The following is a 24,292-nucleotide window of genomic DNA, read 5'->3' on the forward strand; positions in this document are numbered from 1 at the left end:
TGTAACTCCGAGAACTACTCACCGGTAGGGGTGTTTTATGCCTGCTCCGAGCGCTGCGACCTTTGCGCGACTCGCCGACCTGATCGCCATTCCCGATGCGGCGGACCGGCCCACCCGGCCTGTCGTGGAGGCGTTCACGGGACGGGAAATCGCGACCGTTCCCGTCGGGACGGCCGACGACGCCAAGGCCGCCATCGCCCGCGCGCGCACAGCACAGGCGGCGTGGGCGCGGATGCCCGTCGCCGAGCGCGCAGCGATCATCCTCCGGTACCGCGAACTGGTGTTCGCGCGGCGCAACAGCCTGATGGACATGGCTCAGGCGGAAACGGGTAAGTCCCGTACGTCCGCGCAGGAGGAGGTGCTCGACATCTCGATGACGGCGCGCCACTACGCGCGGGTCGCCCCGAAACTGCTCGAGCCCCGTCGTGCGACCGGCATGCTTCCCGGCTTGACGAAGACCACGGTGCTGCACCATCCGAAGGGTGTCGTCGGTGTCATCGCGCCGTGGAACTACCCGATGACCCTTGCGGTGTCCGACGCGATCCCCGCACTGCTCGCGGGCAACGCGGTCGTGCTCAAGCCCGACAGCCAGACTCCGTACTGCGCACTGGCAGTCGCCGAACTGCTGTACGAGGCAGGTGTGCCGCGCGACGTGTTCGCGGTCGTGCCCGGTCCCGGATCGGTGGTGGGCACGGCGATCGTCGAGAACTCCGACTACCTGATGTTCACGGGTTCCTCGCAGACGGGCCGACTGCTCGCCGAGCAGGCCGGTCGGCGACTGATCGGCTTCTCCGCCGAACTCGGCGGCAAGAATCCGATGATCGTCACGGCGGGCGCGGACCTGCGCAAGGTCACCGACGCGGCGGTGCGCGCGTGCTACTCGAACTCCGGGCAGTTGTGCATCTCCATCGAACGCATCTACGTCGAGAAGTCGATCGCTCCGGAGTTCCTGCGGATGTTCGGCGACCGGGTGCGCGCGATCAAGCTCGGACCCTCCTACGACTTCGACACCGAGATGGGATCCCTCGTCAACGAGACCCAGGTCAAGACGGTGTCGGGCCACGTCGACGACGCGGTGGCGAAGGGCGCGACTCTGGTGGCGGGCGGCAAGGCCCGTCCCGATCTCGGTCCGCTGTTCTACGAACCGACCGTGCTCACCGACGTTCCCGAAGACGCCGAGTGCTACCGCGACGAAACCTTCGGCCCCGTCGTGTCGGTGTACCCCGTCGACAACGTCGACGAGGCGATCCGGCGCGCGAACGACACCGAGTACGGGCTCAATGCGTCCGTCTGGGCGGCGACCAAGGCGCAGGGCGAGGAGATCGCAGCGAAGGTCCGCGCGGGCACCGTCAACGTCGACGAGGGCTACGCGCCGGCGTGGGGCAGCATGGATGCTCCGATGGGCGGCGTGGGGATCTCCGGCGTGGGCCGCCGGCACGGCGCCGAAGGGCTTCTCAAGTACACCGAGTCGCAGACCGTCGCCGTCACCCGGGTGCTGAACCTCGACGGCCCGCGTGGCCTTCCGAGGCAGGTCTGGGCCAAGATGCTGCCCCCGCTCGTCAAGGCGATGGCGTGGCTGCCGGGTCGCTGAGTGCCCGGTCCGTACGCCGCGCGATGGTCGTCGCGAGTGGCTTCTCGACGACGAAGCACAGCAGTATCGCCGCGACCATCGCCAGCGGACTGATCACCAGGTAGATCGGTGTGAGAGCGTCGTTGTAGGACTCCACGATCGGCTGCTGCACGGCGTCGGGCAATGCGCGCACCGCGGTCGGCGTGAGGGAATTGGCGCCGTCTCCCGGCAACTGTCCTTCCGGGACCCGCTCGAGGAGAAGAAGGCTCAGTCGGCTCGCGAACACGCTGCCGACCACGGCCGAGCCGAGGGTCGCCCCGATCTGCCGGAAGTAGTTGTTGCCGGCCGTCGCGGTGCCGACTTCTTCCACCGGGAAGGAGTTCTGCACGACGAGCACCATGATCTGCATGGACGCGCCCAACCCGATTCCCAGCACGGCGAGGAAGCAGCAGAGGACCCAGATCGGGGTGTCGACGGTGAGCAGCGACAGCAGCAGCATCGCCACCGCGACGAGCACCGAGCCGACGATGGGCGTCACCTTGTAGCGTCCGGTCCGGCTCACCAGTCGCCCCGACAGAGTCGACGTGACCAGCATCGAACCCATCATCGGGAACATCAGCAGGCCCGCGACCGTCGCGCTGCGTCCCGCGACCATCTGCAGGTAGGTCGGCATGTATGCCGCGACGCCGAACAGCGCGACGCTGTTGAGCAGTCCGGCGAGGGTGCTCACGTCGAAGTTGCGGTCGCGGAACAGATGCAGCGGCAGGATGGGTTCCGCTGCACGGCTTTCGATGAACAGAAACAGCACCGCGGCGGCCAGTGTCGCCGCGATGAGGCCAAGCACCGCGGGCGAGGTCCACGGGTAGCGGGATCCGCCCCAGGTCGCGACGAGGACGAGAAGCGTCGTGGCGAGCGAGAGCACCGTCATTCCGGCGACGTCGATGCGGGGTCGCGAACTGCGCGTGCGGGGTAACCGGAGGAACAGCGCGACCGCGATGAGGGCGAGTATGCCCAGCGGGAGGTTGATGTAGAACACCCAGCGCCATCCCGGCCCCTCCGTGAACCACCCGCCGAGCAGGGGACCGGCGACCGAGGACACCGCGAAGACGCTGCTCATGACGCCCAGGTATTTTCCGCGCTGCCGGGCGGGAATCACGTCGGCTACCGTCGCCTGCGACAACACCATCAGTCCACCGCCGCCTGCGCCCTGCGCGGCCCGGCCGACGATCAGCCAGGTGATGTCTCCGGCGAACGCGCTGATGGTCGACCCCACCATGAAGATGGTCAGGGCGGTCATCAGCAGCGGCTTGCGGCCGTACAGATCGCCGAGCTTTCCGTAGATCGGCATCGTGACGGTGGACGCGAGGATGTATGCCGTGACGATCCACAGCATCTTGTCCACCCCGTGGAGTTCGCCGACGATGGTGGGTAGGGCGGGGTTGAGGACGGTCTGGTTGAGTGAGGCGACCAGCATCGTCGCCATCAGTCCGGCGAAGATGAATGTGATTGTGCGGCGGTCGAACTCGAGTCCGTTGTGCGATGATTCGGTTCCGTTTTTCATGGGCGCGAGACCTCCCTGAACAGTGCGCAGGTGCGCCGCAGGATCGAATCGGCGTCGTCTTCCGTCCCGTCCTTCAGGTCGAGCACGGGTCGCATCGCGGTGCGCATCACGGCTCCGGCGACCGTCACGATCAGGAGTGCGGTCTCCTCGGTCGTGTGGCCGGAGGGTCCGGTTCGGGAGATGCCCCGCGTCTGCGAATCGGCGAGGCGCGCGGTGACGAGATCGGCGACGAGAGCCTCGACGGCATCGATGTGCTGTAGTCGCCGGCGCGCCAGTTCCGGATGGCGGTCGAGCAGCGTGACGTACTCGCCGTAGCCGATGAGCCGGTGGACCGAGGTCCGGAACACCGCGAGCAACAGAAACGCGACCTTCTCGACGAGATCGTCGCCTGCCTCGATGTGGAAGGCGTCGGCAATCTCCTCGTGGATGACCGGTGACTGCTGACCGAGGACGGCGTCCTCCTTGGACCTGAAATAGTTGAAGAAGGTGCGCGGGGAGATCTCGGCCTGCTCGGCCACGGCTTCCACGGTGACGTCCGCGAGGCGGTCGTGCGCGGCAGCGGCTTCGGCTGCGGCGAGGTGGATGGTCGCCCAGGTACGTGCCCGCTTGCGCTCGCGATGGGAACCTTTCGCGTCCGCGGCCCGGGGCCCCACTGCAGTCATGAAGTTTTACATTAGTGCAGAAATCTTCCGATGCAAATGCAGTTCTCTCCGAATGAGAACGTTGTTACCCGTCGCGTCGCAGGGGTTCAGTCCTCGACGGTGATGTCGGCCGCGTCGTCGTAGAAGCACAGGTAACCGGCGATGTCCGCGACCTCGGCGAACGGTTCGGGATACGACCACGCGACGTTCTCCGTCGGTGGCTGACCGTTGAACGACCAGTACCGCGCGGTCCCCTTGTAGGGGCAACTCGTCCGCCATTCGGATTCCTCGAGGACCGAGAAGTCGACGTCGTCCGGTGGCAGGTAGTAGCGGGTCGGCAATCCCGTCTCGAAGACGAGCACCGGATTGCGGGTGTCGCCGACTGCGGTGCCGTCGATCTCGACGTGTACATGGCGCCCGCTGCGCAGAGCATCGACCCGATGATGCGGGTCGCGTGGATGAGTGAACACTTCGGTTTCCTCCTCGAACCAGCGCTCGCCCTCGTCCACCTCGTCGCCCGGTCCGGTCTCGCCGTGGCGGAACCACTGGAACACCAGACGGTCTTCGAGGCCCTCGACGTCGAGTTGGTAGATCGCCGCATACGCGCGCCGGTCACCGACCGTGACGTCGTACCACTGCCACACGTCCGGCCGGCTACGACTCGGGGACAGCGACGCACCGATCAGGTCGAGTCGGACGTCGTCACGGGGAAACGCGTAGAAAGGCACCGGCTTGCCCGGCGCCCAGACCAGCCATGCTCGATCGCTGTCGACGATCGTCCGGTCGAACCATTCTCCCCGGATCCTGCGTTCGGTGGGCTCGAAGAGATAGTCGTCGGACTCGGGTTCCTGACGGCGGACAGCGGTCTTGCGTGCCATGCTTCGACCGTATCGCGCACGGTGCCCCTCTGGCATGCCCGGGTCGATACGCTCGTTCCGATGATGGACGACCCCGAGTTGCTGCTCCGCACGCTGATCGGTGTCCTCGCGCTCGCCGCGGTGGCCACGTCGGTGCTGTGGGTGTTCGGGGTCCCGCACAGGTTTGCGTCCCTGTACGCCCTGGCGCGGGGCGGACTCCAACTCGCCGTCATCAGCGTCGTGCTCACCGGAGTCATCGCCGACGCGAGATGGGTCGGCGTCGTCCTGGTCGTCATGTTCTCGGTCGCAGGTTGGACCGCTGCCCGCCGCGTCGGGACGAGTGCGCGCGTCGGGGCCATCGTCGCCGGTGCGATGGTGCTGGGCGTCGGCGTGGCCCTCGTGGTGATCTTCGTGAGCGGCGCGGTGGAGGCGACGCCGCGGTACGCGCTGGCGCTCGGCGGCATCGTCATCGGCAACGCGATGACCGTCGCGAGTCTCGCGGGCCGCCGTTTCCACGAGATCGTCGACGACCGATGGCTCGACGTCGAAGGGTGGCTCGCACTGGGCGCGACGATGCGGCAGGCGACAGAGGAGCATGCCCGGCTCGCGGTGCACGCGGCGATGATCCCGCCGACCGATCAGACCAAGACGACCGGCCTGGTGACCTTGCCGGGCGCCTTCGTCGGCGCGATCTTCGGGGGACTGTCCCCCGGTGGAGGCAGGGCGCTTCCAGGTGGTGGTGCTCGCCGCCATCATGGCGGCGGGATCGATCACCGCCGTACTCGTCGTCCTCGGCCTGGGCCGGACCGTCCGGCAGCGACCGGTGGTGCCCGGGTGACGAACTCGCCGGATGGGCGGCCCGTCCCACTCGAAGCGCGCCGCGGACGTGGATCGGCACCGGGCGGGGGTATCCCGTCGTCGTGGTGATCTATCCCGGTGCCCAGGAGTACCTTCCCGAGGCGCGTGACGTGCCTGCTCTCGCGGCGGCGGCACGCAGTTGCCGCGGGTGCGACCTGTACAAAGCGGCCGACCGCACCGTCTTCGGTGCCGGACCCGAGAGCGCACGGATGCTCCTCGTCGGCGAACAACCCGGCGACCAGGAGGACCGCGCCGGAGAGCCCTTCGTCGGACCCGCCGGATACCTGCTCGACAAGGCACTGGAGCAGGCCGGAGTCGATCGCGGTTCGGTCTACACCACCAACGCCGTCAAACACTTTCGCTTCGATCGGTCCACGAACGGCAAACGCCGGATCCACAAGAAGCCGTCCGGTGGTCAGATCGCGGCGTGCCGGCCCTGGTTGCTCGCCGAACTCGACGCGATACGCCCCGACGTGATCGTGTGCCTGGGTGCGAGCGCCGCGCAAGCGTTGCTGGGCACCGACTTCCGGCTCACCGCACACCGCGGCGAGATCCTGCGCCTACCCGACGAGTACCGCGACGGCCACGATCCGGCGGTGGTCGTGACCATCCATCCGTCTGCGGTGCTCCGCGCGCGGTCGGGTCGTGACGATGCCCTGCGCTCGCTCGTCGGCGACCTGCGACGGGCCGCCGGTCTGGCGCGGGGAGGGTGACGCCGAAGATGTGATCCGTCCCGGATCACGGCGCGGTGGCGAGTGCGGCGGCCAGTCCGAACGCCACGGCGATGCCACACACCTCCACGACCGCGTTGCGCAGCGACTCGTCGGCCGTGACGCGATGGGCCGCAGCGCGCGGCACCCAGGTGCGACGCCAGGTCCACGCCAGCACCAGCAATAGACCGAGCACTGCGGCCTTCGCCAGCACGATGCGGCCGTAACCCGTGCCGAACAGGGCATCGAGCGAGCCCATCCGGACGGCGGCATCGATCACGCCGGTCGTCGCGAGGACGACCACACACCGCAGGGCGAGAGTGGAGTAACGCGGAAGCAGTTGCGCCCACGTGCCGCGCCCGCGCACGAGGAGCGCCAGCGCCGCCAGCACGCCGAACCAGACGGCCGCTGCCAGGACGTGAATCGCATCGAGCAGCGATCCGAGCGTCTGCTGAGCCATGTGCCCGGTCGCCGGTCGTGCGATCAAGGCGAGCGCCGCGCACACCAGCACCGGCGCGGTGGACCACGTCGCCGATCGCCGGTACGAGACCATCGCGACGATGACGCAGACCGCGATGCACAACCACGCCGCCGCTTCGACCCGTCCGGAACCCGGAGTCGAGACGTATTCGGCGAACAGACCGGCGCGCAGGCCCGCCACCGGAACGTCGACCGCCGACGCTGCCTCCCGTACGAGGTGGACGGATTCGAGTACGAGCCACACTCCGCTCAGCGCGGCCGTCGCGCGCCACACGTCGTCGGAGGTGAATCCGGGGCGGCGCTCGTCGCGGACCATCGCGGCGAGGACCGCGATACCGAGCACGGCCGACCCCGCCGCCACCGACAGCGCCCGAACCCAGCTCGACGCTTCCGGTGCCGCGAGCGCCCAACCGCACGCCACCCCGGCGACGGCGCCGACGAGAACGCCGGCGACGGCCCCCAGGAGCCATCGCCGGCGTACCGAGATCATGCGATCAGGCCTTCGGCTTGCGCAGCGCGAAGCCCAGACCGGCGGCGATCACCACCGCACCGGCGACGACGAACCACCACACTGCGGGTCCGCTCGTGTCACCCTCGTTCTCGTCTACGGTCTCCGAGACGCCCGCGGCAGGTTCACCGGCGTTCCCGGTCCCTTCCTGCGTGAGGGTGAAGACGCGGGTGCCGCTGACGGGATGGCCGTCGGTGGACGTCACCCGGAATGCGATCGTGTACTCGCCGACGGGCCCGAGGCCGTCCACGGCGACGCTCACCGTGGCACCGTCGACGACGGGGTCGCCTTCGGACCACAGGTTGCCGTCGGGGCCGACGACGGTCATGCTCGCGAACTGCTCCTGGATGGTCTCGTTGAACGTCACGGTGACCCGCTCGGGTGCCTGCGCGATCTGTTCGCCGTCCTCCGGGGAACTCGACAGCACCACGGAATGCGCGGCTGCGGGACCTGCCGACAGCGTCAGCGCGGCAACGAACGCTGCGAGCAGCACGAGCGTGCGTCGCATGAGTGCAGGAGTGTCGCCCGCGCCGACGAGGGCGCGGGTGAAGGAATTCTTCATAGGTAGAGCTTTCTCGAGAGGGGAATTCGGTCGGGCCTCACGCCGCGACCGGAGGCCCCCTCCGGGAAATGGCCGGGGGAGCGCGACCCCAGATCAGCGGGTCGGTGGTCCTCGTCGGGACGAGGGACGCCGGGGCCCGGACAGCCCCAAGTCGTAGCGTCACAGCCCGAATTGCGGTGCTGCACGCGCCGAAGAGCCGCGAGGCGGCCACCAGCAGCATCGCGCAACCGGCGACTGCGACAAGGTGTGCGACGAACATCGACCCCGACGTGTGCGGATGGCCTTCCGTCAGGGCGGAGAGAACGGCATGTGTGCCGAGTTGCCCGAGGACGAGAAGCACCACAGGCGGCAGGGCAGGAACATGCGCGCCCACGACCCCGACCCCCGCGGCAACGGCGACGAGCAGCGCCGAGGCGGGGCCGGACGGCACACCACCCCCTGCCGCACCGTGCGCAGCCACCGCCAGCGTCGCGGTCGTGATGCCTGCGGTGGTGCCGAGGAGGGTCGGGTTCGTGTTCACTTCTGTATCAGCGGACCCCGAGCCGGGCGAGCAGGTCGGCTTCGATGCCGTCGAGCTCGGACGAAATGGCGGCGTGGGCCGACTTGCGACGCGCACCGGGCATCTGCTCGGCAGCCTGAACCGCCGCCGTCAGGTCGGTGAGACGACCGCGGATCGCCGTGGCGAACTTCTGCGTCTCGGCGTCCTTCTGATGCAGCGATTCGATCTTGGCGAGGGACTGCTCGGCTCCGGCGATGCGCGCACTCAGGCGTGCACCGTGACCCGTGTACGTGCCGAGCTCGTCGATGGAGACACCCAGTTGCTGGGCGCGCCGCGAATCGAGCTGACCGCGCACCACCGTGACGGCCTGGTACACGATGGGCACGAGCACCGGTGCGAGCAGGCGCGCGATACCGAGGTACCGCCGCACCTTCGCCGCGTTCAGGCCCTGATTCTCCGCGGCCTTCTTCTGCGCCCGGAGCGTTGCGATCTGTTCCTTCTCGATCTTCGCCTGCGATTGCAGCAGTTCCTGATCGAGCTTGACCTGCGACTTCGCGAGTTTCTTGCTCAGCTTCTGCTGCGCTTTCGCTGCCCGCCGGTCGTTCTTGAACTGGTTCTTCGCCACCAGCTTCGCTTCGAGCTTCGCCCTGTGCTTGAGAGCTTTGGCTTCCGCCTTGCGAGTGGCGCGACGTTTCCGTGTGAACAACCCCATCGAACAGCACCCTCCATTCGGTACGACACGACGCTCCGGCGCCCCGCGTCAGCCTAACGTGACGGTGCTGGTGCGAGGCGATCCGTGCGCAGCGAATACCCTGGAGCGTTGTGGAGCCAACCGGTGAATTGCGGCGAACACCCGTTTCTGTCGAGGCGAGTGCGCTGACGCGGTGCCGACACCGGGTCTACCTGGACGCGACATACCCCCACGAACTGGCCGGCGCTGCCGAAAACGCGGGCGCGCGACAACGCCAGGAAGCGGCCACCGCGCACCGGGAAGCGATCCGCCAGAAGTTGTTCGACGCCGACCCGGACGGCTGGGTGCTCATCGGCCCCGACGGCTCGATGTCGCAGCGCGCGGAGCAGACACTCGCGGCATGTCGCGCCGGCGCCGACCGCATTTGGGGTGCGGTTCTGCCCATCGAGGTCGACACCGGGCGCAGAGGCCGGTCGGAGATTCTGCTGCGCGACACCGTTCGCGGCGGCTACATCCCGGTGATCGTCGTGAACCACAAGGTCACCGATCCCGGCCAGGGCGCCACGACCAGCGGATTGTTCGAGTGGAAGCCCACGGTCGACGAGACCCGCAAAGTGCGCAGCCAGGTCCGCGACCAGATGCGGGTGGCCCACCTCTACCGGATGCTCGAGCGCCACGGCCTCGCAAGCCCCGCGCGAGTCGCGGGCGCGATCGGATACGCCGGCGACTGCATTCTGGTGCACGACCTGACCACCGTCCTCGACGACTACGACGCGCGATTGACCGACCGGGTCGAGATCGCCCGTGGCCGGACGCCGACGAAACCGTCGCAGATCGGGGAATGCCGGACCTGCCCTTGGTGGGACCGATGCCACGCCGAACTCACCCGGGAACGGGACGTGTCGCTGGTGGCGTCGGGACAACGCGCCGAGGTGCTGCGTGAACTCGGGGTCCACACCATCGACGGTCTCGCCGGCTGGGAGGGCGAACCGCCGGAGGTCTGGCCGCAGGGCCCGTTCGAGGATGCCGTGGTGATCGCGAAGGCGTGGCTCGCCGACGCTCCGCTCGTCCGCCGATACCGGCATGTCACCGTGCACCGCGCCGACATCGAGGTCGACGTCGACATGGAGAGCTTCCACGAGCACGGCGCATACCTGTGGGGGACCCTGCTCAACTCCGGATCGCAATCGGAATACCGCCCGTTCGCGACCTGGGATCCGGTCCCCACCGACGACGAAGCGCGGTCGTTCGCCGAGTTCTGGACCTGGTTGTCGGATCAGCGGCGCACCGCCGAACGTCGCGGGAAGACCTTCGCCGCGTACTGCTATTCGAGGTCGGCCGAGGACAAGTGGCTGCTGTCGTCGGCGCGGCGGTTCCGCGGCTTCCCGGGTGTGCCCCCGGAAGCGGAGATCAAGGCGTTCATCGGGTCACCCGAATGGGTGGACGTCTATCAGGCTGTCACCGACCAGTTCGTGTGCCCGAACGGGAAGGGCTTGAAGAAGATCGCCCCGATCGCCGGCCATCACTGGCGCGACGACGAGGCCGGGGGAGAGGCCTCGATGAGCTGGTATCGCGAGGCCGTCGGGCTGGACGGCGAACCGGACCCGAGTCAGCGCAAGCGACTGCTCGAGTACAACGAGGACGACGTGATCGCGACCAAGATCCTGCGGGAGTGGATGACCGATCGCGCGGTTCTCGAGATCCCGCACATCGACGATCTCTGACCGGGCGCGACGACGCGGTGGGTCACGCAGAACGTGACGCCACCGCGTCGTCGTGAACGGAACGGTCCGGGCAGGGGATCAGCGCGGCGCCATGCGCAGTGCGCCGTCCATGCGGATCGTCTCGCCGTTGAGGTAGTCGTGCTCGACGATCATCTGCACGAGCTGTGCGTACTCGGCCGGCTGCGCGAGGCGCGACGGGAACGGCACGCCCGCCTCGAGACCCTTGCGGTACTCCTCGGTGACACCGGCGAGCATCGGGGTGTCGACGATGCCCGGCGCGATGGTGTTGACACGGATGCCGAACTGCGCGAGGTCGCGCGCGGCGGGAACGGTCATGCCGTGCACGCCGCCCTTCGACGCGGAGTAGGCGATCTGCCCGACCTGGCCCTCGAACGCTGCGACGGACGCGGTGTTGATGACGACGCCGCGCTGGCCCGACTCGTCGACCGGCTCGGTCTTGGCGATCGCATCGGCGGCGAGACGCATGACGTTGAAGGTGCCGAGCAGGTTCACGGTGATGACCGTGCGGAACAGCTCGAGGTCGTGCGGCCCGTTCTTCGACAGGATCCGGCCGGCCCAGCCGACACCCGCGCAGTTGACGACGGTGCGCAGCGGCAGGCCCGACTCGACGATCCGGGCGACGGCGGACTGGACCTCGTCACCGCTGGTGACGTCGGTCGGGATGAGGGTGACGCCTTCGGGAGCCGCATCGCCCACGCGCTCGATGGACTGCTCGAGATCGAGTCCGAAGACGGTTGCCCCGGCCGCGGTGAGGCGCCGGGCGGTGGCTGCGCCGAGGCCGGATGCGGCGCCGGTCACCAGTGCGGCAGATCCCTGAATTTCCACTGTTCGTTACTCCTCTTCCGGGCCTTGCGGCACGCGTGTGTGGTCCGTCACGAACCCTAGCGTGCAGGCGTCGGTTCGGACGCAGCCCGTCGCCGCATCACCACGCCACCCATCGCGGCGGCGACGAGACACGCGGCCGCACCCAGCAGCAGGCCCGCTCGCCCGCCGCCCTGCTCGGACACCCAGCCTGCGATCGGGCCGCCGATGGCGGTGGAGCCGAGGAAGGCGACCGACCAGAGTGCCATCACACGACCGCGCATAGTCGGTGCCGCCGTGAGCTGCAGCGAGCTGTTGGTGGTGGACGTGAACGTCACGCTCAGAGCACCGACGACCACCATCGTCGCGACCAGGACGGGCATGGTCGGGGATGCGGCGGCCACGGCGAGCGCGACACCGAATGCGAGCGAGGTGAAGACGAGCGGCCTGGTGCCGGTGCGACCCCAGGTCGCGACCAGGAGACCGCCGACCACCGAGCCGGCACCCATCGCTGCGGTGAGCAGGCCGTAGCCTCCGGCGCCCGCGTCGAAGGTCTGGTCGGCGAGGACCGGAAGTACCACCTGGAACTCGAAGGCGAGGCAGCCCACCAGCGCCATCATCAGGAGCGGCACGGCGAGGTCGGGCGTGCTGCGCACGTACGCCAGTCCTTCGCGTAGCTGGCCCCGCGCCCTGGCGGCCGGAGGGGACGGAACCAGTTTGGACACGTCGAGGGTGAGCAGCGACGCCACGACGGCGACGAAGCTCGCGGCGTTGAGCAGGAAGCACAGCCCGATACCGCCGGCGGCGATCACGACACCCGCGACGGCCGGGCCGATCATGCGGGAACACGATGCGAGGACCGATTGCAGGCTGACGGCGTTGCGCAGGTCGTCGGCCCCGACCATCTCGAGCATGAAGGACTGGCGCGCGGGGTTCTCGAAGCACTGATTGAGTCCGAGCAGTACAGCGAGGATGTAGACGTGCCACAGCTCGACGGTGCCGGTGACGACGAGCAGGCCCAGCACGAGTGCCTGGACGCCCATGAGGCTCTGCAGCCCGATCATCAGCCGGCGCTTGTCGGTGCGGTCGGCGACGACGCCGCCGTACGGTCCGAGCAGCAGCATCGGCACGGTTTGCAGGGCGAGGACGATGCCGATGGCCGTCGCCGAGCCGGTCAGTTCGAGGACGAGCCAGGACTGGGCGATGGTCTGCATCCACGTGCCGATGAGCGACACGGCCTGGCCACTGATGTAGCGACGGAAGTTGGGGCCGCGCAGCGCGGCGAAAGTCTGTCCGCGAATGTCGTCGAGGACAGTCACTCACGCACCTCCCTGCTCCTGCACATCCGATCGCCGAGCGCTTCGAGTGCGGGCAGAGCGTCGTGGAGTGCGTCGAGCCGGTCGCCGTTCAACTCCGCCAGGTGCCGGGCGAACATTGCTGTCCGTCGCGCGCGCAACCGGTCCGAGAGTCGAGTACCGGCAGGGGTGATGTGAATGCGGACGACACGCTTGTCGTCGGCGTCGGAGAACCGCGTGACCAGGCCTGCTTCTTCCAGCTTCCCGACCATTCGCGAGCACATCGTGGGGTTGAGTCCCTCGTGCTCCGCGAGCTCACGTACTCCGATGGTTTCGTGCTTCGCCACCGTCGCGAGCAGCAGCGACTGGGATCGGGTGAGTCCCTCGTCGGTCGCCGAACGGTCGACGCTCCGGGAGATCCGGGCCAGGGCGATGCGGAGGCGGTGGAGGTCTTCGTCGTCGAAGCGGCCGCTTCCGGTGGGTGTTGTCATTCAGCTCCTCAAAGTATTTGCCTATCGGCAAGCATACTCTTCGGAGGCGACCCTGGCATGCGGCGTCGAGCCCGTTCGGGGTACCGGAGCAGGAGTCAGGGTTCGACGGGAGAAGGCGCGTCGGTGGTCGTACGGCGACCCGCTCGCCTCCCGACGACGACCGCCACCGCCGCCGCCACTACGAGCGTGATGCCGCCGGCCACCGGGCCAGCCGCAGGCGAATCCGGCGCGAGTCCGTCGCCGAGCATCCACGCGCCGAAGCCGAAGAACAAGGCGGACGCCCCGAGCCGGATCGCGTTCTCCGGCAGGTGCCGGCCGAGCACCGCCCCGGCGACGATCGCGAGCGCGTCCGCCGCGACCATGCCGACGGTCGACCCGATCCAGACGCCCACCCAGTCGTTGTCGGCGGCGAGGGTGATCGTCGCCAGCATCGTCTTGTCGCCGAGTTCGGCCAGGAAGAATGCGGAGACCACCGCGAGGAAGGCGGAACGCACGATCCGGCCGGCCTTGGACTGTTCACCGTCGTCGAGTGAATCCCCGCGCAACGTCCACAGGCCGAAGAACAGGAACGCGATGCCGCCGACGATCGACATGGCGACGGCAGGGATGGCGACGCCGAGGTAATGACCGATCCCGACCGAGACGAGGTGTACCGCGGTGGTTGCGAACAGGATGCCGGACAGCACGATCCACCAGCGGTAGCGCAAGGCGAACGTCATCGCCATCAGCTGGGATTTGTCGCCCAGTTCGGCGACGAAGATGACCGCGAAGCTCAGTACGACGGCGGACCACATCGGCATTCCTCCTCACTCACTGGAGGAAATGGGGCTTCCTCCGGTCGTCGCGCGCAGGGTGCGCCGACGGCCGAAGGTCTCGCCCACCGGAAGATCGTCCGGTTCACCGCGCCGGGGGGTCCGCTCAGCGGGCCACCAGTATGTCGACTCGGCGATTGGGGGCTACTCCCCTTCGCACGGCAAACGATACGGACGCAAACCGCATCGGTAAAGGGGCATGCTTGGTTTCGGAGAACCGAACTCTCCTGTGCGGCGGGGCTTCACGCGGCCAGCAGCATCGCCAGAATTGCGGTGTCGGGATCGCTGCTCGGATTCACTCCGACCTTACTCACCAGCGACGTTACCGTTCCGTCCGGTTCGGCCTCGACCCACGCGGCGCGGTGATCGAGACCCAGATGCGGCAGCCCCGGCAACAGCACACACCCCGACGCGGCCCCCGAATTCTCGGGCAGTGTCGGTGTCGTCTCGGACGGCGGATGCAACACGATCAGCGCGGGCGGCTGCCGGTGGGCGAACCGCTCCGGCGTCACGGCCTCGGCCCCGATGACAGGACCTTCGGCGACCAGCAGGCCGACCGTCCCGGGCTCCGGATCGTCGGGCAACTCCTCCTTGACCCCGAAAACGGTCGAGGTGGGCAGCAACCCGGGCAGCGACGCCACCCTCACCGTGAGCGCGAGGACCTGCGCCCATTCCCGCGTCGTTTCCGGCCACCTGCCCGACACGACGAATCCGCGTAGCGCTCCTGCCGTGTGGAAAGCGGCAAGCCCGATATGGCCGCTTGCATAATCCGTCATCGAACCGCTCCCGTCGCGGTAGAGCTGGTCCGGTCGCGCCGCTGCAGCCGGGTCCGGCACTTTGGCCGGTAGACGAAGAATGCCGACTTTCTGTGCTGGCACACAAGAGGAGCAGAGTGCCAGCCGGTCGGGGCCGGATACGACAAGAGGGACGCCGCGACGCGGCGTCCCTCCGTTCGTATCGGCAGAGCGTTCGGGCTCGTGCCGTCCGGACCTGCGGGCTCTAGACGATCAGGCCGGCGGTCTGGGTGCGTGCGCGGTCGAAGCGTGCCTGCACGTCCGCCCAGTTGACGATGTTCCAGAACGCCTTGACGTAATCGGCCTTCACGTTCTGGTACTGCAGGTAGAAGGCGTGCTCCCACATGTCGAGCATGAGCAGCGGGGTCAGGCCGATCGGGATGTTGCCCTGCTGGTCGTACAGCTGGACGATGAGCAGGCGCTGCCCGATGGAATCCCAGGCCAGGATGGACCAGCCGGAGCCCTGGATGGAGTTCGCGTTCGCGGAGAAGTGATCGCGGAACTTGTCGAACGAACCGAACGCGTCGTCGATAGCCGCGGCCAGCTCACCCTCCGGCTTGTCGCCACCCTCCGGCGACAGGTTCTGCCAGAACACCGAGTGGTTGGTGTGACCACCGAGGTGGAAGGCGAGATCCTTCTCGAGCTTGGTTGCCTGAGCTGCCAGGGTGCCGTTCTCGCGAGCCTCGGCCAGCTTCTCGAGGGCGGTGTTGGCACCGGCGACGTAGGTCGCGTGGTGCTTGTCGTGATGCAGCTCCATGATCTTCGCCGAGATGTGCGGCTCGAGCGCTGCATAGTCGTAGGGCAGTTCCGGAAGTGTGTACTCAGCCACGAGGGTCCCTTCTTTGCGAGCCCGGTAGGGCCCGTGCGGTTGTTTCCGTGCCTTGCGGGTGTCACCACAGCACTGTGTGGTTTCCCAACACCGTGTGGGTTTCCACCCCAACTCATAAGTACACCTCGTCCAAGATCGGGTGTCACCCGGACGCGTGCGGAAGCGGCTCCTGAACGGCGCGACGCGAACAGCGATTTCGGGCGGAAGGAGCTCTACGACCAGCAGAAACATCGGTCGACCTGGACCGATTGCTGACGCCGGTGGGCCGAACCTTAACATTGGGCGGTGTATCGGCCCTTCCTGAACGAACCCGCGAGCGGGGTCGACGCACCCCGCGTGGATCTGCCAGGGGTCAATCTGCTGCGCTTCGCGGCCGTCCTCGCGGTCGTGTATTCACACATTTCCTTCTATCTGATCGACGACCTCGGCACCGGGTGGTGGGGCATCGACGTGGTTTACCGGATCTTCGTCGACGGGGCCGGGCTCAATCAGCATCTGTCCTTCGTCGGGGTTGCGGCATTCATGATGCTCACCGGTCTGCTCATCACCCGCTCGGCGATGCGGCAATCGCCCCGGCGTTTCCTCGTGGCCCGCGCCGCGCGCCTGGTGCCCGCCTTCTGGGTGTGCATCCTCGCCGCGATCGTGCTGGTCCGGCTCGGCATCAACGGGATGTTCAGCGGCCACACCGGGGTCTCGAACTCCGAGGCCGCGCTGAGTTTCTTCCTGGGTGCGTTCTTCCTGAAACCGCAGGTCGCGGTGCTCGGGGTGGCGTGGACCCTCGCCGTGCAGATCGTCTTCTATCTCTACTGCGTCGCCGGCCGATCGATCCTGCGCACCAACCCGGTCGCCATCCCCGTGATCGGGGCGGTGCTGTGCATGCTGGTGATCATCTACAACCTGTACATCCCCGAGCCGTACACCGTGCCGTTCCTGTCGAGGATCGCGGCGACGCTCCCGACGGTGTTCCTCGGACAGATCGCGTATCTCGGGTGGGCGGGATTGATCTCCGGTCGCGGGCTCGTGCTGGCACTGCTCGCGCAGGTCCACGTGATCGTGCTCGCCACCGACACCCAGGTCTACTGGGCCGGAACCCGCTACCTGTGGACGATCACGGTGGTGTTCGCCTGCGTCGTGCTGGTCTCCCGCTACAACGGCCGCTTCGCGCACCTCCGGATCGTCGACTGGGTCGCGACGCGCAGTTACGCCATCTATCTCACCCACACGCTCGTGATGTACCGGATCTACGAGAACGCGGTCGGAGTAGTGGGGCAGACCGGCGCGATCGTGTGTCTGCTGCTCGGTTGTGCGCTGGCGGCCGAGGTGGTTTACAGGTGGGTCGAGGTTCCTGCCGCCCGGTGGATCAGCACCCGGTGGCTCACCCCGACGCGCACCGTCGTCGCGGAACCGGCCACCACGGGACCTCGCGCGTAGCATCGGGACATGTCCTGGTTCGACGAGATTCTGGCCCGTGCAGGTTCCAAGTCGCAGATGGTGGCCCGTGAGGACGCACTGCCCGGGCGTTCCGAGCCCGTAGCCGTTCCCGAGACCCACTACGTCAACGGCAACCGCATCGTTCCGCCGTTCCCCGAAGGGATGCAGACCGCCGTGCTCGGTATGGGCTGCTTCTGGGGCGCCGAAAAAGAGTTCTGGCAGCTCGAAGGTGTCTATTCCACCGCCGCCGGTTACGCCGGTGGCTACACCCCGAACCCCACCTACGAAGAGGTGTGCTCCGGCCGGACCGGTCACACCGAGGTCGTTCTCGTCGTCTTCGATCCGAAGGTGATCGGCTACCCGCGCATCCTGCAGGAGTTCTGGGAGAACCACGACCCCACGCAGGGCATGCGGCAGGGCAACGACCAAGGCACCCAGTACCGCTCGGCGATCTACACGCACGACGAGAACCAGATCGAGCTGGCCGAGTCGACGGCCGAAGCGTACGGCGAGCGGCTCGCGGCAGCCGGCTACGGCGCGGTCACCACCGAGATCGCGCCCCTGACCGACTTCTATTACGCCGAGGACTACCACCAGCAGTACCTCGCGAAGAATCCCAACGGTTACTGCCCGGTGCACGCAACCGGCGTGAGCTGCCCGGTGGGGCTCGGAGCCTGACCCGTCGTCGCGCGTCCGTCGCCGCGAATGGAGCCGAGAGATCGAATCTCTCGGCTCCACCAGCGATTACTTACGGTTACAGGTCGCGCACGGCCGGCATGACTTCCTGCGCCACGAGTTCGAGGTGCTCGAGATCGGCGAGATCGAGAACCTGCAGGTAGATCCGCTGCGAGCCGGCCGCCGCGTAGGTCCGGATCTTCTCGACGATCTCTTCGGGTGTGCCGGCGAGACCGTTCTCCCGCAGTTCGTCGACCTCGCGCCCGATCCGACCGGCGCGGCGGGCGATCTCGGCTTCGTCGCGCCCGCAGCACAGCACCAGCGCGTTCGAGTACGTCAGGTCGGCCGGGTCGCGGTTCGCGTCCCGGCAGGCACCCGCCACGCGTTCGAACAACATGGCGGTGTCGTCGACCGACATGAACGGAACGTTGAATTCGTCCGCGTACCGGGCGGCGAGGGCAGGGGTGCGCTTCTTGCCCGCGCCTCCCATGACGATCGGCGGATGGGGGCGCTGCCGCGGCTTCGGCAACGCCGGCGAGTTTTCGATCCGGACGTGCTTGCCTTCGTACGAGAACTTCTCACCGACGGGGGTGTCCCACAGGCCGGTGATCACGGCCAGCGACTCCTCGAGGCGATCGAAGCGGTCCTTCAGCGCCGGGAACGGGATGCCGTAGGCGAGGTGCTCTTCCTCGAACCAGCCTGCGCCGAAACCGAAGTCGACGCGGCCACCGCTCATGACGTCGACCTGGGCAACGGCGATGGCGAGCGGCCCGGGATAACGGAACGTGGCCGACGTGACGAGGGTGCCGAGCCGGATCGTCGACGTGTCGCGCGCGAGACCGGCCAGGGTGATCCACGCGTCCGTCGGTCCCGGCAGCCCGTCGGCGTTCATGGCCAGGTAGTGGTCGGAACGGAAGAATGCGCCGTACCCGAGTCGCTCGGCTGTCTGTGCGACGGCGAGAAGATCGTCGTACGTGGCGCCCTGCTGAGGTTCGGTGAAGATTCGAAGTTCCATGAACCCATCATTTCAGGTCCATCGCCCGGTCCGGGTTCGGTATCGAGGGCAGTTCTGTGACCGGCTCCAGTCGGCATCCCCACCCCCGGTGCAGCCTGGGGATGAACCTGTGGAAACTGTGGATAACTCCAGCGCATGCCGCATCGGAAAGTGACGGGACTGCACGGCGTGGTGTCCTCGGCTGCATCGCCATACGCCACGTGCCACTATTGGAAACGTGAGCTTTTCCGACGTCCCCACCGTATCCGTGGACGAGGTGCCCGAGACGAGCGCCGGCACCGTCCTCCTCGACGTACGCGAAGACGACGAATGGGCACTCGGACACGCACCGGGTGCGGTGCACATTCCCCTGGCCGACGTTCCCGCCCGGCTCGAAGATATCGATATCGACGCCGAGGTCTACGTGATCTGCCGCCAGGGCGGACGCTCGCTCGGCGCCGTCGAGTACCTCAACCGCATCGGCTACGACGCCATCCAGGTGAGCGGCGGCATGGTGGCGTGGCAGAAGAACGGTCTGCCCCTGGTTTCCGACGGTGATGAACCCGCGAAGATCTATTGATGGCTGCCTACCAGATCTGCGTTCGCTGTGAGAACCGGTGGCCGGTGACCTGCCAGCCCCGGCAGTGGTGTCCGTCCTGCCGCGGTGTTCTGCTCTCACCCGTTCCCGCGGATGCCCCGGTTCCGCCGTCGCGCCGCAACTTCCGCTGGGTCGCCCGACCCGCCGAGCCGATCCCCTCCGCCCCAGGTAAGGCCCGCGACCGCCCGACCGGTCCCACACCCGCATACCGCGAGATACCGCGGTGGGGACTGACCGATCCGGTGCCCGTCGACGTCGACGAGGAGCCGAGCCGTAGCGAGGCGATCGCCGATCTCGCGCCCACACTTCTCGTCGGGGCGGCGGTCGTGTTCGGGCTCGCGGCTCTCGCCGAAGCGTTCCGCTACGGGTTGCTGGTGTTCAACCGGACCAGGCTCGTCGACCCCCTGGCTCTGGCGGTGTCCGACGCCGCCGTGTGGGCGACGCAGGTGGGTGCACCGCTCATCGCACTCGCCGCTGCCGTCGCCTGTGCTCTGCGATTGCTCGAACTGCGCCGGCAGATCTTCGCCGAACGGGGAGAAACCGATCCCCGTCCACCGCTCACGCTCCTGCTCGGCGTCGTCGTGCCCGGGGTCAACCTCGCGATGCCGGGGGTGTTTCTCACCGAGGTCGCCGGGCGCGACCCCCGGTTGTTGCGGGCGATCCGGATCTGGTGGTCGCTGTGGACCCTCGACGCCGTGCTGCTGGTGGTGACCGTGCTGTGGCGTCAGCTCGACACGCTGCAGGCGCGCGCCGACGGCGTGCTGCTGGCCGCGGGCGCTGCAGCGCTCGCTGCGGTCGTCGCCTTGTCGACGCTTCGTGTGGTGCGGTTGTTCGACGAAACCGACATCTGGGGTCGCCCGCTGCGTCATCGCCGCTTCACGCCCGCCACCGGACCTGCGTACGCGCCCATCGCCCCGATCGTGCCGCGCGCCGGGATCCCCCCGGCAGACGACGCCGAGGATGTGGCAGCCCCGCACGACACCGATTCTCCGACCGCTTCCCACGACGAGCGCGCCGATGCACCGGAAGCGGTGCCGAGCAGATGAGCACCGTGGACCGGCCCCGGGTCGTCGCACACCGCGGATCGTCGGCAGCCAAGGCCGAGCACACCCTCGCCGCGTACGAACTCGCGCTCGCGGAGGGCGCCGACGGACTCGAATGCGACGTGCGGCTCACCAGCGACGGGCACCTCGTGTGCATCCACGACCGCACGATCGACCGCACGTCGAACGGTACGGGCGTCGTGAGCGAGATGACTCTCGCCGAGCTGTCCGAGTACGACTACGGAAAGCCCGGTGAACCGGCCGAACTGCTGACCCTGCACCGCTTGCTCGAACTGGTCATGAGCTGGACCAGCGTGCCGGTCAAATTGTTCGTCGAGACGAAGCATCCGGTCCGGTACGGCGCGCTCGTCGAGGCGAAACTGCTCGACGCCCTGGCGAGTTTCGGGCTCGCGACGCCCGCCTCGGCCGACTTCTCCCGCGTTGTGGTGATGTCCTTCGCGGGGAGCGCGGTGTGGCGGGTTCGTCGTTCCGCTCCGTTGCTGCCGACCGTGTTGCTCGGCGAGACGTCCCGGTACCTCCGGGGGAGCGCGGCCGCCACCGTGGGGGCCACCGCGATCGGGCCGTCGATCATGACGCTGAGGGAACACCACGATCTCGTCGACCGCGCGGCCGCGTCCGGTCGCGCGACGTATTGCTGGACCGTCGACGACCCTGCCGACGTCGAACTGTGCCGCGAACTCGGCGTGGGCTGGGTGGCCACCAACCATCCGGGTCGCACGAGGTTGCAACTCGACGCAGCTCACGGCGTATAGACCGAGCGGAATTGCCGGGCGTGTAGTTTGGCGCCGTGGCCAAGAAGAGCAAGAGAAACAGCGGACCCAAGCCCGGCGCCAACCGCGCCGCCAAGCTCGAAGCACGGCGTCTGGAGCGCGAAGCGGCCGTTGCCGCGTCCGCCCGTCCGTTCGAGGGCCTCGCATTCGAATGCGACCTGGTGGCGCTGCGCGAGTTCGTTCCGTCCGCGCTGGTCGACCTCCCGTTGACGAATACGGATCGCAAGATCGTCGGCGCGACGATCCTGCCGGGTGGCGTCGCTGCGCTGGTTCGTGAAGAGGGCGACGAGACCGTCGCGTATGTCGGCCTGCAACTCGCGAGCGGGTACGGCCCGGATCCGGCCGGGGAACTCGCCGCCGCGATCGAGTGGGCGCGCACCGCCGAGCCCGGAAACTCGTTGCAGACGGCAACGGTGGACGACGACACCCCGCGACTGCACGACCTGCTCGACGCGAACGTGGTTCCGCCGATCACCGTGCACCAGGACTTCAACTGGTGGATTCCGGCCGGCGTCGAGCCGAGCCAGGACATCGCCCACACCGTGCAGCACGCCAACAGCGCGGTGCTCCCGTCCGCCCGCCTCGACGGCGAGGGCCTGGTCGGCGCATGGTGGGTGGACCCCGGCGAGAAGGCCCACCTGCGGTGGGTTCGCCCGGAGGACGAGGACGCACTGATGGCGGCGCTGTCGCGGGTGCACGCAGCGGGTGGCCTGCACCTGGGTGAAGGTTCGCGCTTCGCCGGATCGTTCCGCACCCACGGCCTGCTGGTTCCGGTGTTCGACCTCGACCGCGAGAAGCACCCCGACGAATGGGTGACCCCGGTCGTCGAACTGGGCGCGCGCCTCGACGAAGCGCTCGCCGTCGACGAACCGCTGAGCGGAGCCGAACTCCGCTCGCGCGACGGTATCCGCAGCCGTCAGATCACGTTGCGCTGATTCACCTACCCGAAAAGTCGAATGCCACAGCCGCCGGAGATCCGGTCGGCTGTGGCATTCGGCCGCTGAAGGCTGCAGGTCAGATGCTGCCGCCGGCGACGGTCGGCGCGTTGCCGCGCAGGTCGCCGCTCTTCGAGTTGAGTTCGCGTGCAACGAAGTCTTCGAGATTGAACAGGTTGGACCCGGCGCGGTCGGCGACGGTGAGCAGCGTCGTCATCGTGGCGACCTCCTCGACCTGCTCCTGCAGGAACCAGTGCATGAACTGCTCGCCGAGGTAGTCGCCCTCCTCGCGCGCGGTGCGGGCCAGTTCGACGATCTGGTCGGTCACCGCCCGCTCCTGACGCAGAGCCAGCGCGATGGGTTCGCGCGCATTCTCGAACATCGACTGGGCGGCGTCGACACCGGTCAGATCGACGGCCATGTCCCGGTCCAGGAAGTACTGGACGATCATCATGGCGTGATTGCGCTCTTCGACAGCCTGCGCATAGAAATGCTTCGCGAGCTGGGGAAGATCGGTGTTGTCGTAGAAAACCGCAATGGCGATGTACTGGTGCGACGCATTGAATTCGTTGCGGATCTGGTCGTGCAGCAGCGAATGGAATTTGGTCTTGTGCGTTTCACCCATTGTCGTCATGATCAAGACGTTAATGCAGGTCAGAGGATTAAGCATCCAAGCTTTGGCTAGGCTGACTCTTCCGAGCTTCGGCTTGCCTTGGTCAATTCAGGGTTGCCTCGCCGAACAAATTCGGAATACACACCGCACTCGTTCGGTGGAAAAACCGGGCACCGGACCGGCGATTTCTCAGGGGCCCGGCGTCAGCAATTCCGGCGGAATCTGCTGGTCCTGTGCCAGCGCCTCGAAGAACGGTGCCGCGCGGGCGCGGTCCCACAACAGCACGTTGCCGATGCCGTAGACATCTTCGAAGCCCCCGACAGGCACGGTTGCCGTCAACGTCTCGCCGCGCATCGCCCACGCCAGTCGCGCGAGATCCCAGAGGTGATCGTCCTCGTCCACCCGCACCGACCCGGCCGCGCCTGTCGCGAGCGGCACCGAGCGGAAGGGGTTGAGGAACGTCGACGGGCTGGTCGCCTTGCCCAGCAGGGCAGACAGGAACAACCGCTGATTGTTCATCCGGTCCAGGTCCGCCATCGGCGTCGCGCGGGTGCGCACGAACCCGAGAGCCTCGGGCCCGCTCAATTCCTGGCAGCCCGCCTCGAGGCGCAGACCGGCCAGGGGGTCGTCGATCGGGTACGGGATGCAGATGTCGACGCCGCCGACCGCGTCCACGATCGACGCGAAACCGCCGAAACCGATCTCCACGTAATGGTCGATGTGCACGCCGGTGGCACCCTCCACGGTCTCCACCAGCAACTGCGGACCGCCGAGCGCGAACGACGCGTTGAGCTTGTCCTGGCCGAAGCCGGGCACGTTCACGTACGAATCGCGGGGCAGCGACACCATGGTGGTCTCGCCACCGCCGCTGGGCACGTGGATGAGCAGGATGGTGTCGGTCCGGTCGGTGCCCACGTCGCCGCCGGTCGCGAGTTCCTGTTCCTGTTCCGGGGTGAGCCCGACACGACTGTCGGACCCCACCAGCAACCAGTTGGTGCCGGGGGTGTCGCCCCCGCGGCCGTCGTACGCGGCGAGCGCGTCGACCCGGTCGAGCGTGCCGTCGAGGTAGATCGTTCCGCCGATCACCGCGACGAGGAGCACGGCCAGCACCGCGCCGAGTCGCCGCATCGTGCGTCGTCCGCCGCCGGGGCGTGGCCGTCGAGGTTCCGGTTGCGCGGCGGGCTTGCGCCGGACCGGGGGAACAACGGGCGGCGGAGTTCCGCCACGCGAGCGTTCGTCGGCGATTCGTTCGGGCCGTTGCGTGGGCGCCCAGTCGCGGCTGCGGGACGCCTCCTGCTGCGGCGGGCGCGGAGGTGGTGGCTGCCGCCGCGGTGGGGGCGGCGCGGCCGGGGGACGATATGTGGGGGTGGGAGCCTGCGACCAGGCCTGCGGCGGCGGCGCGGCCCGCCCGTCGCGGCGGATCACCTGGGTACCCTCGGGCGGCGGTGTCGCCCGGGGCGGTGGGGCGGGACGGCGGATCGGCGCGGGCCGTTGCGGGGGAGGTCCCT

Annotated in this window: 25 protein-coding genes and 1 pseudogene; 10 read left to right on the plus strand and 16 right to left on the minus strand. The window is 68.0% G+C overall.

Annotation, left to right across the window (positions count from 1 at the left end):
- Nucleotides 1–37: 37 nt before the first annotated feature.
- Nucleotides 38–1,591, plus strand: coding sequence for a succinic semialdehyde dehydrogenase (locus AC0B44_RS10920; RefSeq protein ID WP_471902905.1), 1,554 nt, complete (start codon nucleotides 38–40; stop codon nucleotides 1,589–1,591).
- Here the strand turns inward: AC0B44_RS10920 and AC0B44_RS10925 are convergent.
- The 3 genes from AC0B44_RS10925 to AC0B44_RS10935 all read right to left on the minus strand — a co-directional run bounded on the left by AC0B44_RS10925 (nucleotide 1,560) and on the right by AC0B44_RS10935 (nucleotide 4,650).
- On the minus strand, nucleotides 1,560–3,131 hold the full coding sequence (locus tag AC0B44_RS10925) for an MDR family MFS transporter (protein WP_471902906.1): 1,572 nt from the start codon (nucleotides 3,129–3,131) through the stop codon (nucleotides 1,560–1,562). The two genes, AC0B44_RS10920 and AC0B44_RS10925, sit on opposite strands and share 32 nt — an antisense overlap.
- Nucleotides 3,128–3,793, minus strand: a complete 666-nt coding sequence (locus AC0B44_RS10930; RefSeq protein ID WP_471902907.1) for a TetR/AcrR family transcriptional regulator — start codon at nucleotides 3,791–3,793, stop codon at nucleotides 3,128–3,130. The genes AC0B44_RS10925 and AC0B44_RS10930 overlap by 4 nt, the downstream gene beginning before the upstream one ends.
- A gap of 86 nt (nucleotides 3,794–3,879) precedes the next feature.
- Entirely contained in the window at nucleotides 3,880–4,650 is a 771-nt protein-coding gene (locus tag AC0B44_RS10935) for a DUF427 domain-containing protein (RefSeq protein WP_471902908.1), read from the minus strand.
- 63 nt (nucleotides 4,651–4,713) lie between these two features.
- Here AC0B44_RS10935 and AC0B44_RS10940 point away from each other — a divergent pair.
- Nucleotides 4,714–5,467: pseudogene (locus AC0B44_RS10940) on the plus strand (ABC transporter permease).
- A gap of 82 nt (nucleotides 5,468–5,549) precedes the next feature.
- A complete protein-coding gene (locus AC0B44_RS10945; RefSeq protein WP_471902909.1) occupies nucleotides 5,550–6,200 on the plus strand; it encodes a UdgX family uracil-DNA binding protein in 651 nt (216 codons plus the stop codon).
- A 25-nt stretch (nucleotides 6,201–6,225) separates the two neighbouring features.
- Here AC0B44_RS10945 and AC0B44_RS10950 read toward each other — a convergent pair whose 3' ends face one another.
- From AC0B44_RS10950 to AC0B44_RS10965, 4 genes are all read right to left on the minus strand, one after another.
- Complete coding sequence (locus tag AC0B44_RS10950; RefSeq protein WP_471902910.1) at nucleotides 6,226–7,167, minus strand: copper resistance D family protein; 942 nt, start codon at nucleotides 7,165–7,167, stop codon at nucleotides 6,226–6,228.
- A 4-nt stretch (nucleotides 7,168–7,171) separates the two neighbouring features.
- Nucleotides 7,172–7,693: a copper resistance CopC family protein gene (locus AC0B44_RS10955; RefSeq protein WP_471903004.1), complete on the minus strand. Its 522-nt coding sequence runs from the start codon at nucleotides 7,691–7,693 to the stop codon at nucleotides 7,172–7,174.
- 91 nt (nucleotides 7,694–7,784) lie between these two features.
- Complete coding sequence (locus tag AC0B44_RS10960; protein ID WP_471902911.1) at nucleotides 7,785–8,267, minus strand: hypothetical protein; 483 nt, start codon at nucleotides 8,265–8,267, stop codon at nucleotides 7,785–7,787.
- Nucleotides 8,268–8,274: 7 nt separating this feature from the next.
- Complete coding sequence (locus tag AC0B44_RS10965; RefSeq protein WP_471902912.1) at nucleotides 8,275–8,958, minus strand: DUF6474 family protein; 684 nt, start codon at nucleotides 8,956–8,958, stop codon at nucleotides 8,275–8,277.
- Between the two features lie 110 nt (nucleotides 8,959–9,068).
- Here AC0B44_RS10965 and AC0B44_RS10970 point away from each other — a divergent pair, with 110 nt between their 5' ends.
- Nucleotides 9,069–10,661, plus strand: a complete 1,593-nt coding sequence (locus AC0B44_RS10970) for a TM0106 family RecB-like putative nuclease (protein WP_471902913.1) — start codon at nucleotides 9,069–9,071, stop codon at nucleotides 10,659–10,661.
- 78 nt (nucleotides 10,662–10,739) lie between these two features.
- Here the strand turns inward: AC0B44_RS10970 and AC0B44_RS10975 are convergent, their stop codons facing one another.
- From AC0B44_RS10975 to AC0B44_RS11000, 6 genes are all read right to left on the minus strand, one after another.
- Nucleotides 10,740–11,507: an SDR family NAD(P)-dependent oxidoreductase gene (locus AC0B44_RS10975; protein WP_471902914.1), complete on the minus strand. Its 768-nt coding sequence runs from the start codon at nucleotides 11,505–11,507 to the stop codon at nucleotides 10,740–10,742.
- A 56-nt stretch (nucleotides 11,508–11,563) separates the two neighbouring features.
- Entirely contained in the window at nucleotides 11,564–12,802 is a 1,239-nt protein-coding gene (locus AC0B44_RS10980; protein ID WP_471902915.1) for an MFS transporter, read from the minus strand.
- Nucleotides 12,799–13,269 carry a MarR family winged helix-turn-helix transcriptional regulator gene (locus tag AC0B44_RS10985; RefSeq protein WP_471902916.1) on the minus strand — a complete coding sequence of 157 codons (471 nt, stop codon included), beginning with the start codon at nucleotides 13,267–13,269 and terminating at the stop codon, nucleotides 12,799–12,801. The genes AC0B44_RS10980 and AC0B44_RS10985 overlap by 4 nt, the downstream gene beginning before the upstream one ends.
- Before the next feature lie 95 nt (nucleotides 13,270–13,364).
- The gene (locus AC0B44_RS10990; protein ID WP_471903005.1) at nucleotides 13,365–14,063 is read right to left on the minus strand and encodes a TMEM165/GDT1 family protein; all 699 of its coding nucleotides are present in this window, start codon (nucleotides 14,061–14,063) and stop codon (nucleotides 13,365–13,367) included.
- Nucleotides 14,064–14,323: 260 nt separating this feature from the next.
- On the minus strand, nucleotides 14,324–14,857 hold the full coding sequence (locus AC0B44_RS10995; RefSeq protein WP_471902917.1) for a peptidase: 534 nt from the start codon (nucleotides 14,855–14,857) through the stop codon (nucleotides 14,324–14,326).
- A gap of 223 nt (nucleotides 14,858–15,080) precedes the next feature.
- Nucleotides 15,081–15,704 (minus strand): superoxide dismutase, encoded by a 624-nt coding sequence (locus AC0B44_RS11000; protein ID WP_471902918.1) that lies wholly within the window; start codon nucleotides 15,702–15,704, stop codon nucleotides 15,081–15,083.
- A gap of 336 nt (nucleotides 15,705–16,040) precedes the next feature.
- Between AC0B44_RS11000 and AC0B44_RS11005 the strand changes: the two genes are divergently transcribed.
- Nucleotides 16,041–17,135 carry an acyltransferase family protein gene (locus tag AC0B44_RS11005; protein WP_471903006.1) on the plus strand — a complete coding sequence of 365 codons (1,095 nt, stop codon included), beginning with the start codon at nucleotides 16,041–16,043 and terminating at the stop codon, nucleotides 17,133–17,135.
- Between the two features lie 9 nt (nucleotides 17,136–17,144).
- Nucleotides 17,145–17,813, plus strand: a complete 669-nt coding sequence (gene msrA / locus AC0B44_RS11010) for a peptide-methionine (S)-S-oxide reductase MsrA (protein WP_471902919.1) — start codon at nucleotides 17,145–17,147, stop codon at nucleotides 17,811–17,813.
- A gap of 76 nt (nucleotides 17,814–17,889) precedes the next feature.
- On the opposite strand, the gene AC0B44_RS11015 is transcribed toward msrA, so the two are convergent.
- Nucleotides 17,890–18,825, minus strand: a complete 936-nt coding sequence (locus AC0B44_RS11015) for an LLM class F420-dependent oxidoreductase (protein WP_471902920.1) — start codon at nucleotides 18,823–18,825, stop codon at nucleotides 17,890–17,892.
- A 217-nt stretch (nucleotides 18,826–19,042) separates the two neighbouring features.
- Here AC0B44_RS11015 and AC0B44_RS11020 point away from each other — a divergent pair, with 217 nt between their 5' ends.
- The 4 genes from AC0B44_RS11020 to AC0B44_RS11035 are packed head-to-tail and all read left to right on the plus strand — an operon-like array spanning nucleotide 19,043 to nucleotide 22,171.
- Complete coding sequence (locus AC0B44_RS11020) at nucleotides 19,043–19,384, plus strand: rhodanese-like domain-containing protein (RefSeq protein ID WP_471902921.1); 342 nt, start codon at nucleotides 19,043–19,045, stop codon at nucleotides 19,382–19,384.
- Nucleotides 19,384–20,448, plus strand: a complete 1,065-nt coding sequence (locus AC0B44_RS11025) for a DUF4328 domain-containing protein (RefSeq protein WP_471902922.1) — start codon at nucleotides 19,384–19,386, stop codon at nucleotides 20,446–20,448. Before AC0B44_RS11020 ends, AC0B44_RS11025 begins: the two co-directional genes overlap by 1 nt.
- Entirely contained in the window at nucleotides 20,445–21,218 is a 774-nt protein-coding gene (locus tag AC0B44_RS11030) for a glycerophosphodiester phosphodiesterase family protein (RefSeq protein WP_471902923.1), read from the plus strand. Before AC0B44_RS11025 ends, AC0B44_RS11030 begins: the two co-directional genes overlap by 4 nt.
- Before the next feature lie 35 nt (nucleotides 21,219–21,253).
- Nucleotides 21,254–22,171: a DUF5926 family protein gene (locus AC0B44_RS11035; RefSeq protein ID WP_471902924.1), complete on the plus strand. Its 918-nt coding sequence runs from the start codon at nucleotides 21,254–21,256 to the stop codon at nucleotides 22,169–22,171.
- A 79-nt stretch (nucleotides 22,172–22,250) separates the two neighbouring features.
- Here AC0B44_RS11035 and AC0B44_RS11040 read toward each other — a convergent pair whose 3' ends face one another.
- Both AC0B44_RS11040 and AC0B44_RS11045 read right to left on the minus strand, forming a co-directional pair.
- A complete protein-coding gene (locus tag AC0B44_RS11040) occupies nucleotides 22,251–22,796 on the minus strand; it encodes a ferritin (RefSeq protein WP_471903007.1) in 546 nt (181 codons plus the stop codon).
- A 177-nt stretch (nucleotides 22,797–22,973) separates the two neighbouring features.
- On the minus strand, nucleotides 22,974–24,209 hold the full coding sequence (locus AC0B44_RS11045) for an LCP family protein (protein WP_471902925.1): 1,236 nt from the start codon (nucleotides 24,207–24,209) through the stop codon (nucleotides 22,974–22,976).
- Nucleotides 24,210–24,292 lie beyond the last annotated feature (83 nt).

The sequence above is a fragment of the Rhodococcus sp. NPDC019050 genome (assembly GCF_055664235.1).

Coding starts and splice junctions, on each gene's coding strand:
- AC0B44_RS10995 (WP_471902917.1), bottom strand. CDS start 14,857: ATGACGGATTATGCAAGCGGCCATATCGGGCTTGCCGCTTTCCACACG.
- AC0B44_RS10985 (WP_471902916.1), bottom strand. CDS start 13,269: ATGACAACACCCACCGGAAGCGGCCGCTTCGACGACGAAGACCTCCAC.
- AC0B44_RS10955 (WP_471903004.1), bottom strand. CDS start 7,693: ATGCGACGCACGCTCGTGCTGCTCGCAGCGTTCGTTGCCGCGCTGACG.
- AC0B44_RS10965 (WP_471902912.1), bottom strand. CDS start 8,958: ATGGGGTTGTTCACACGGAAACGTCGCGCCACTCGCAAGGCGGAAGCC.
- AC0B44_RS11030 (WP_471902923.1), top strand. CDS start 20,445: ATGAGCACCGTGGACCGGCCCCGGGTCGTCGCACACCGCGGATCGTCG.
- AC0B44_RS11015 (WP_471902920.1), bottom strand. CDS start 18,825: ATGGAACTTCGAATCTTCACCGAACCTCAGCAGGGCGCCACGTACGAC.
- AC0B44_RS10935 (WP_471902908.1), bottom strand. CDS start 4,650: ATGGCACGCAAGACCGCTGTCCGCCGTCAGGAACCCGAGTCCGACGAC.
- AC0B44_RS10925 (WP_471902906.1), bottom strand. CDS start 3,131: ATGAAAAACGGAACCGAATCATCGCACAACGGACTCGAGTTCGACCGC.
- AC0B44_RS11025 (WP_471902922.1), top strand. CDS start 19,384: ATGGCTGCCTACCAGATCTGCGTTCGCTGTGAGAACCGGTGGCCGGTG.
- AC0B44_RS10990 (WP_471903005.1), bottom strand. CDS start 14,063: ATGTGGTCCGCCGTCGTACTGAGCTTCGCGGTCATCTTCGTCGCCGAA.
- AC0B44_RS10950 (WP_471902910.1), bottom strand. CDS start 7,167: ATGATCTCGGTACGCCGGCGATGGCTCCTGGGGGCCGTCGCCGGCGTT.
- AC0B44_RS10920 (WP_471902905.1), top strand. CDS start 38: ATGCCTGCTCCGAGCGCTGCGACCTTTGCGCGACTCGCCGACCTGATC.
- AC0B44_RS10930 (WP_471902907.1), bottom strand. CDS start 3,793: ATGACTGCAGTGGGGCCCCGGGCCGCGGACGCGAAAGGTTCCCATCGC.
- msrA (WP_471902919.1), top strand. CDS start 17,145: ATGTCCTGGTTCGACGAGATTCTGGCCCGTGCAGGTTCCAAGTCGCAG.
- AC0B44_RS11040 (WP_471903007.1), bottom strand. CDS start 22,796: ATGGGTGAAACGCACAAGACCAAATTCCATTCGCTGCTGCACGACCAG.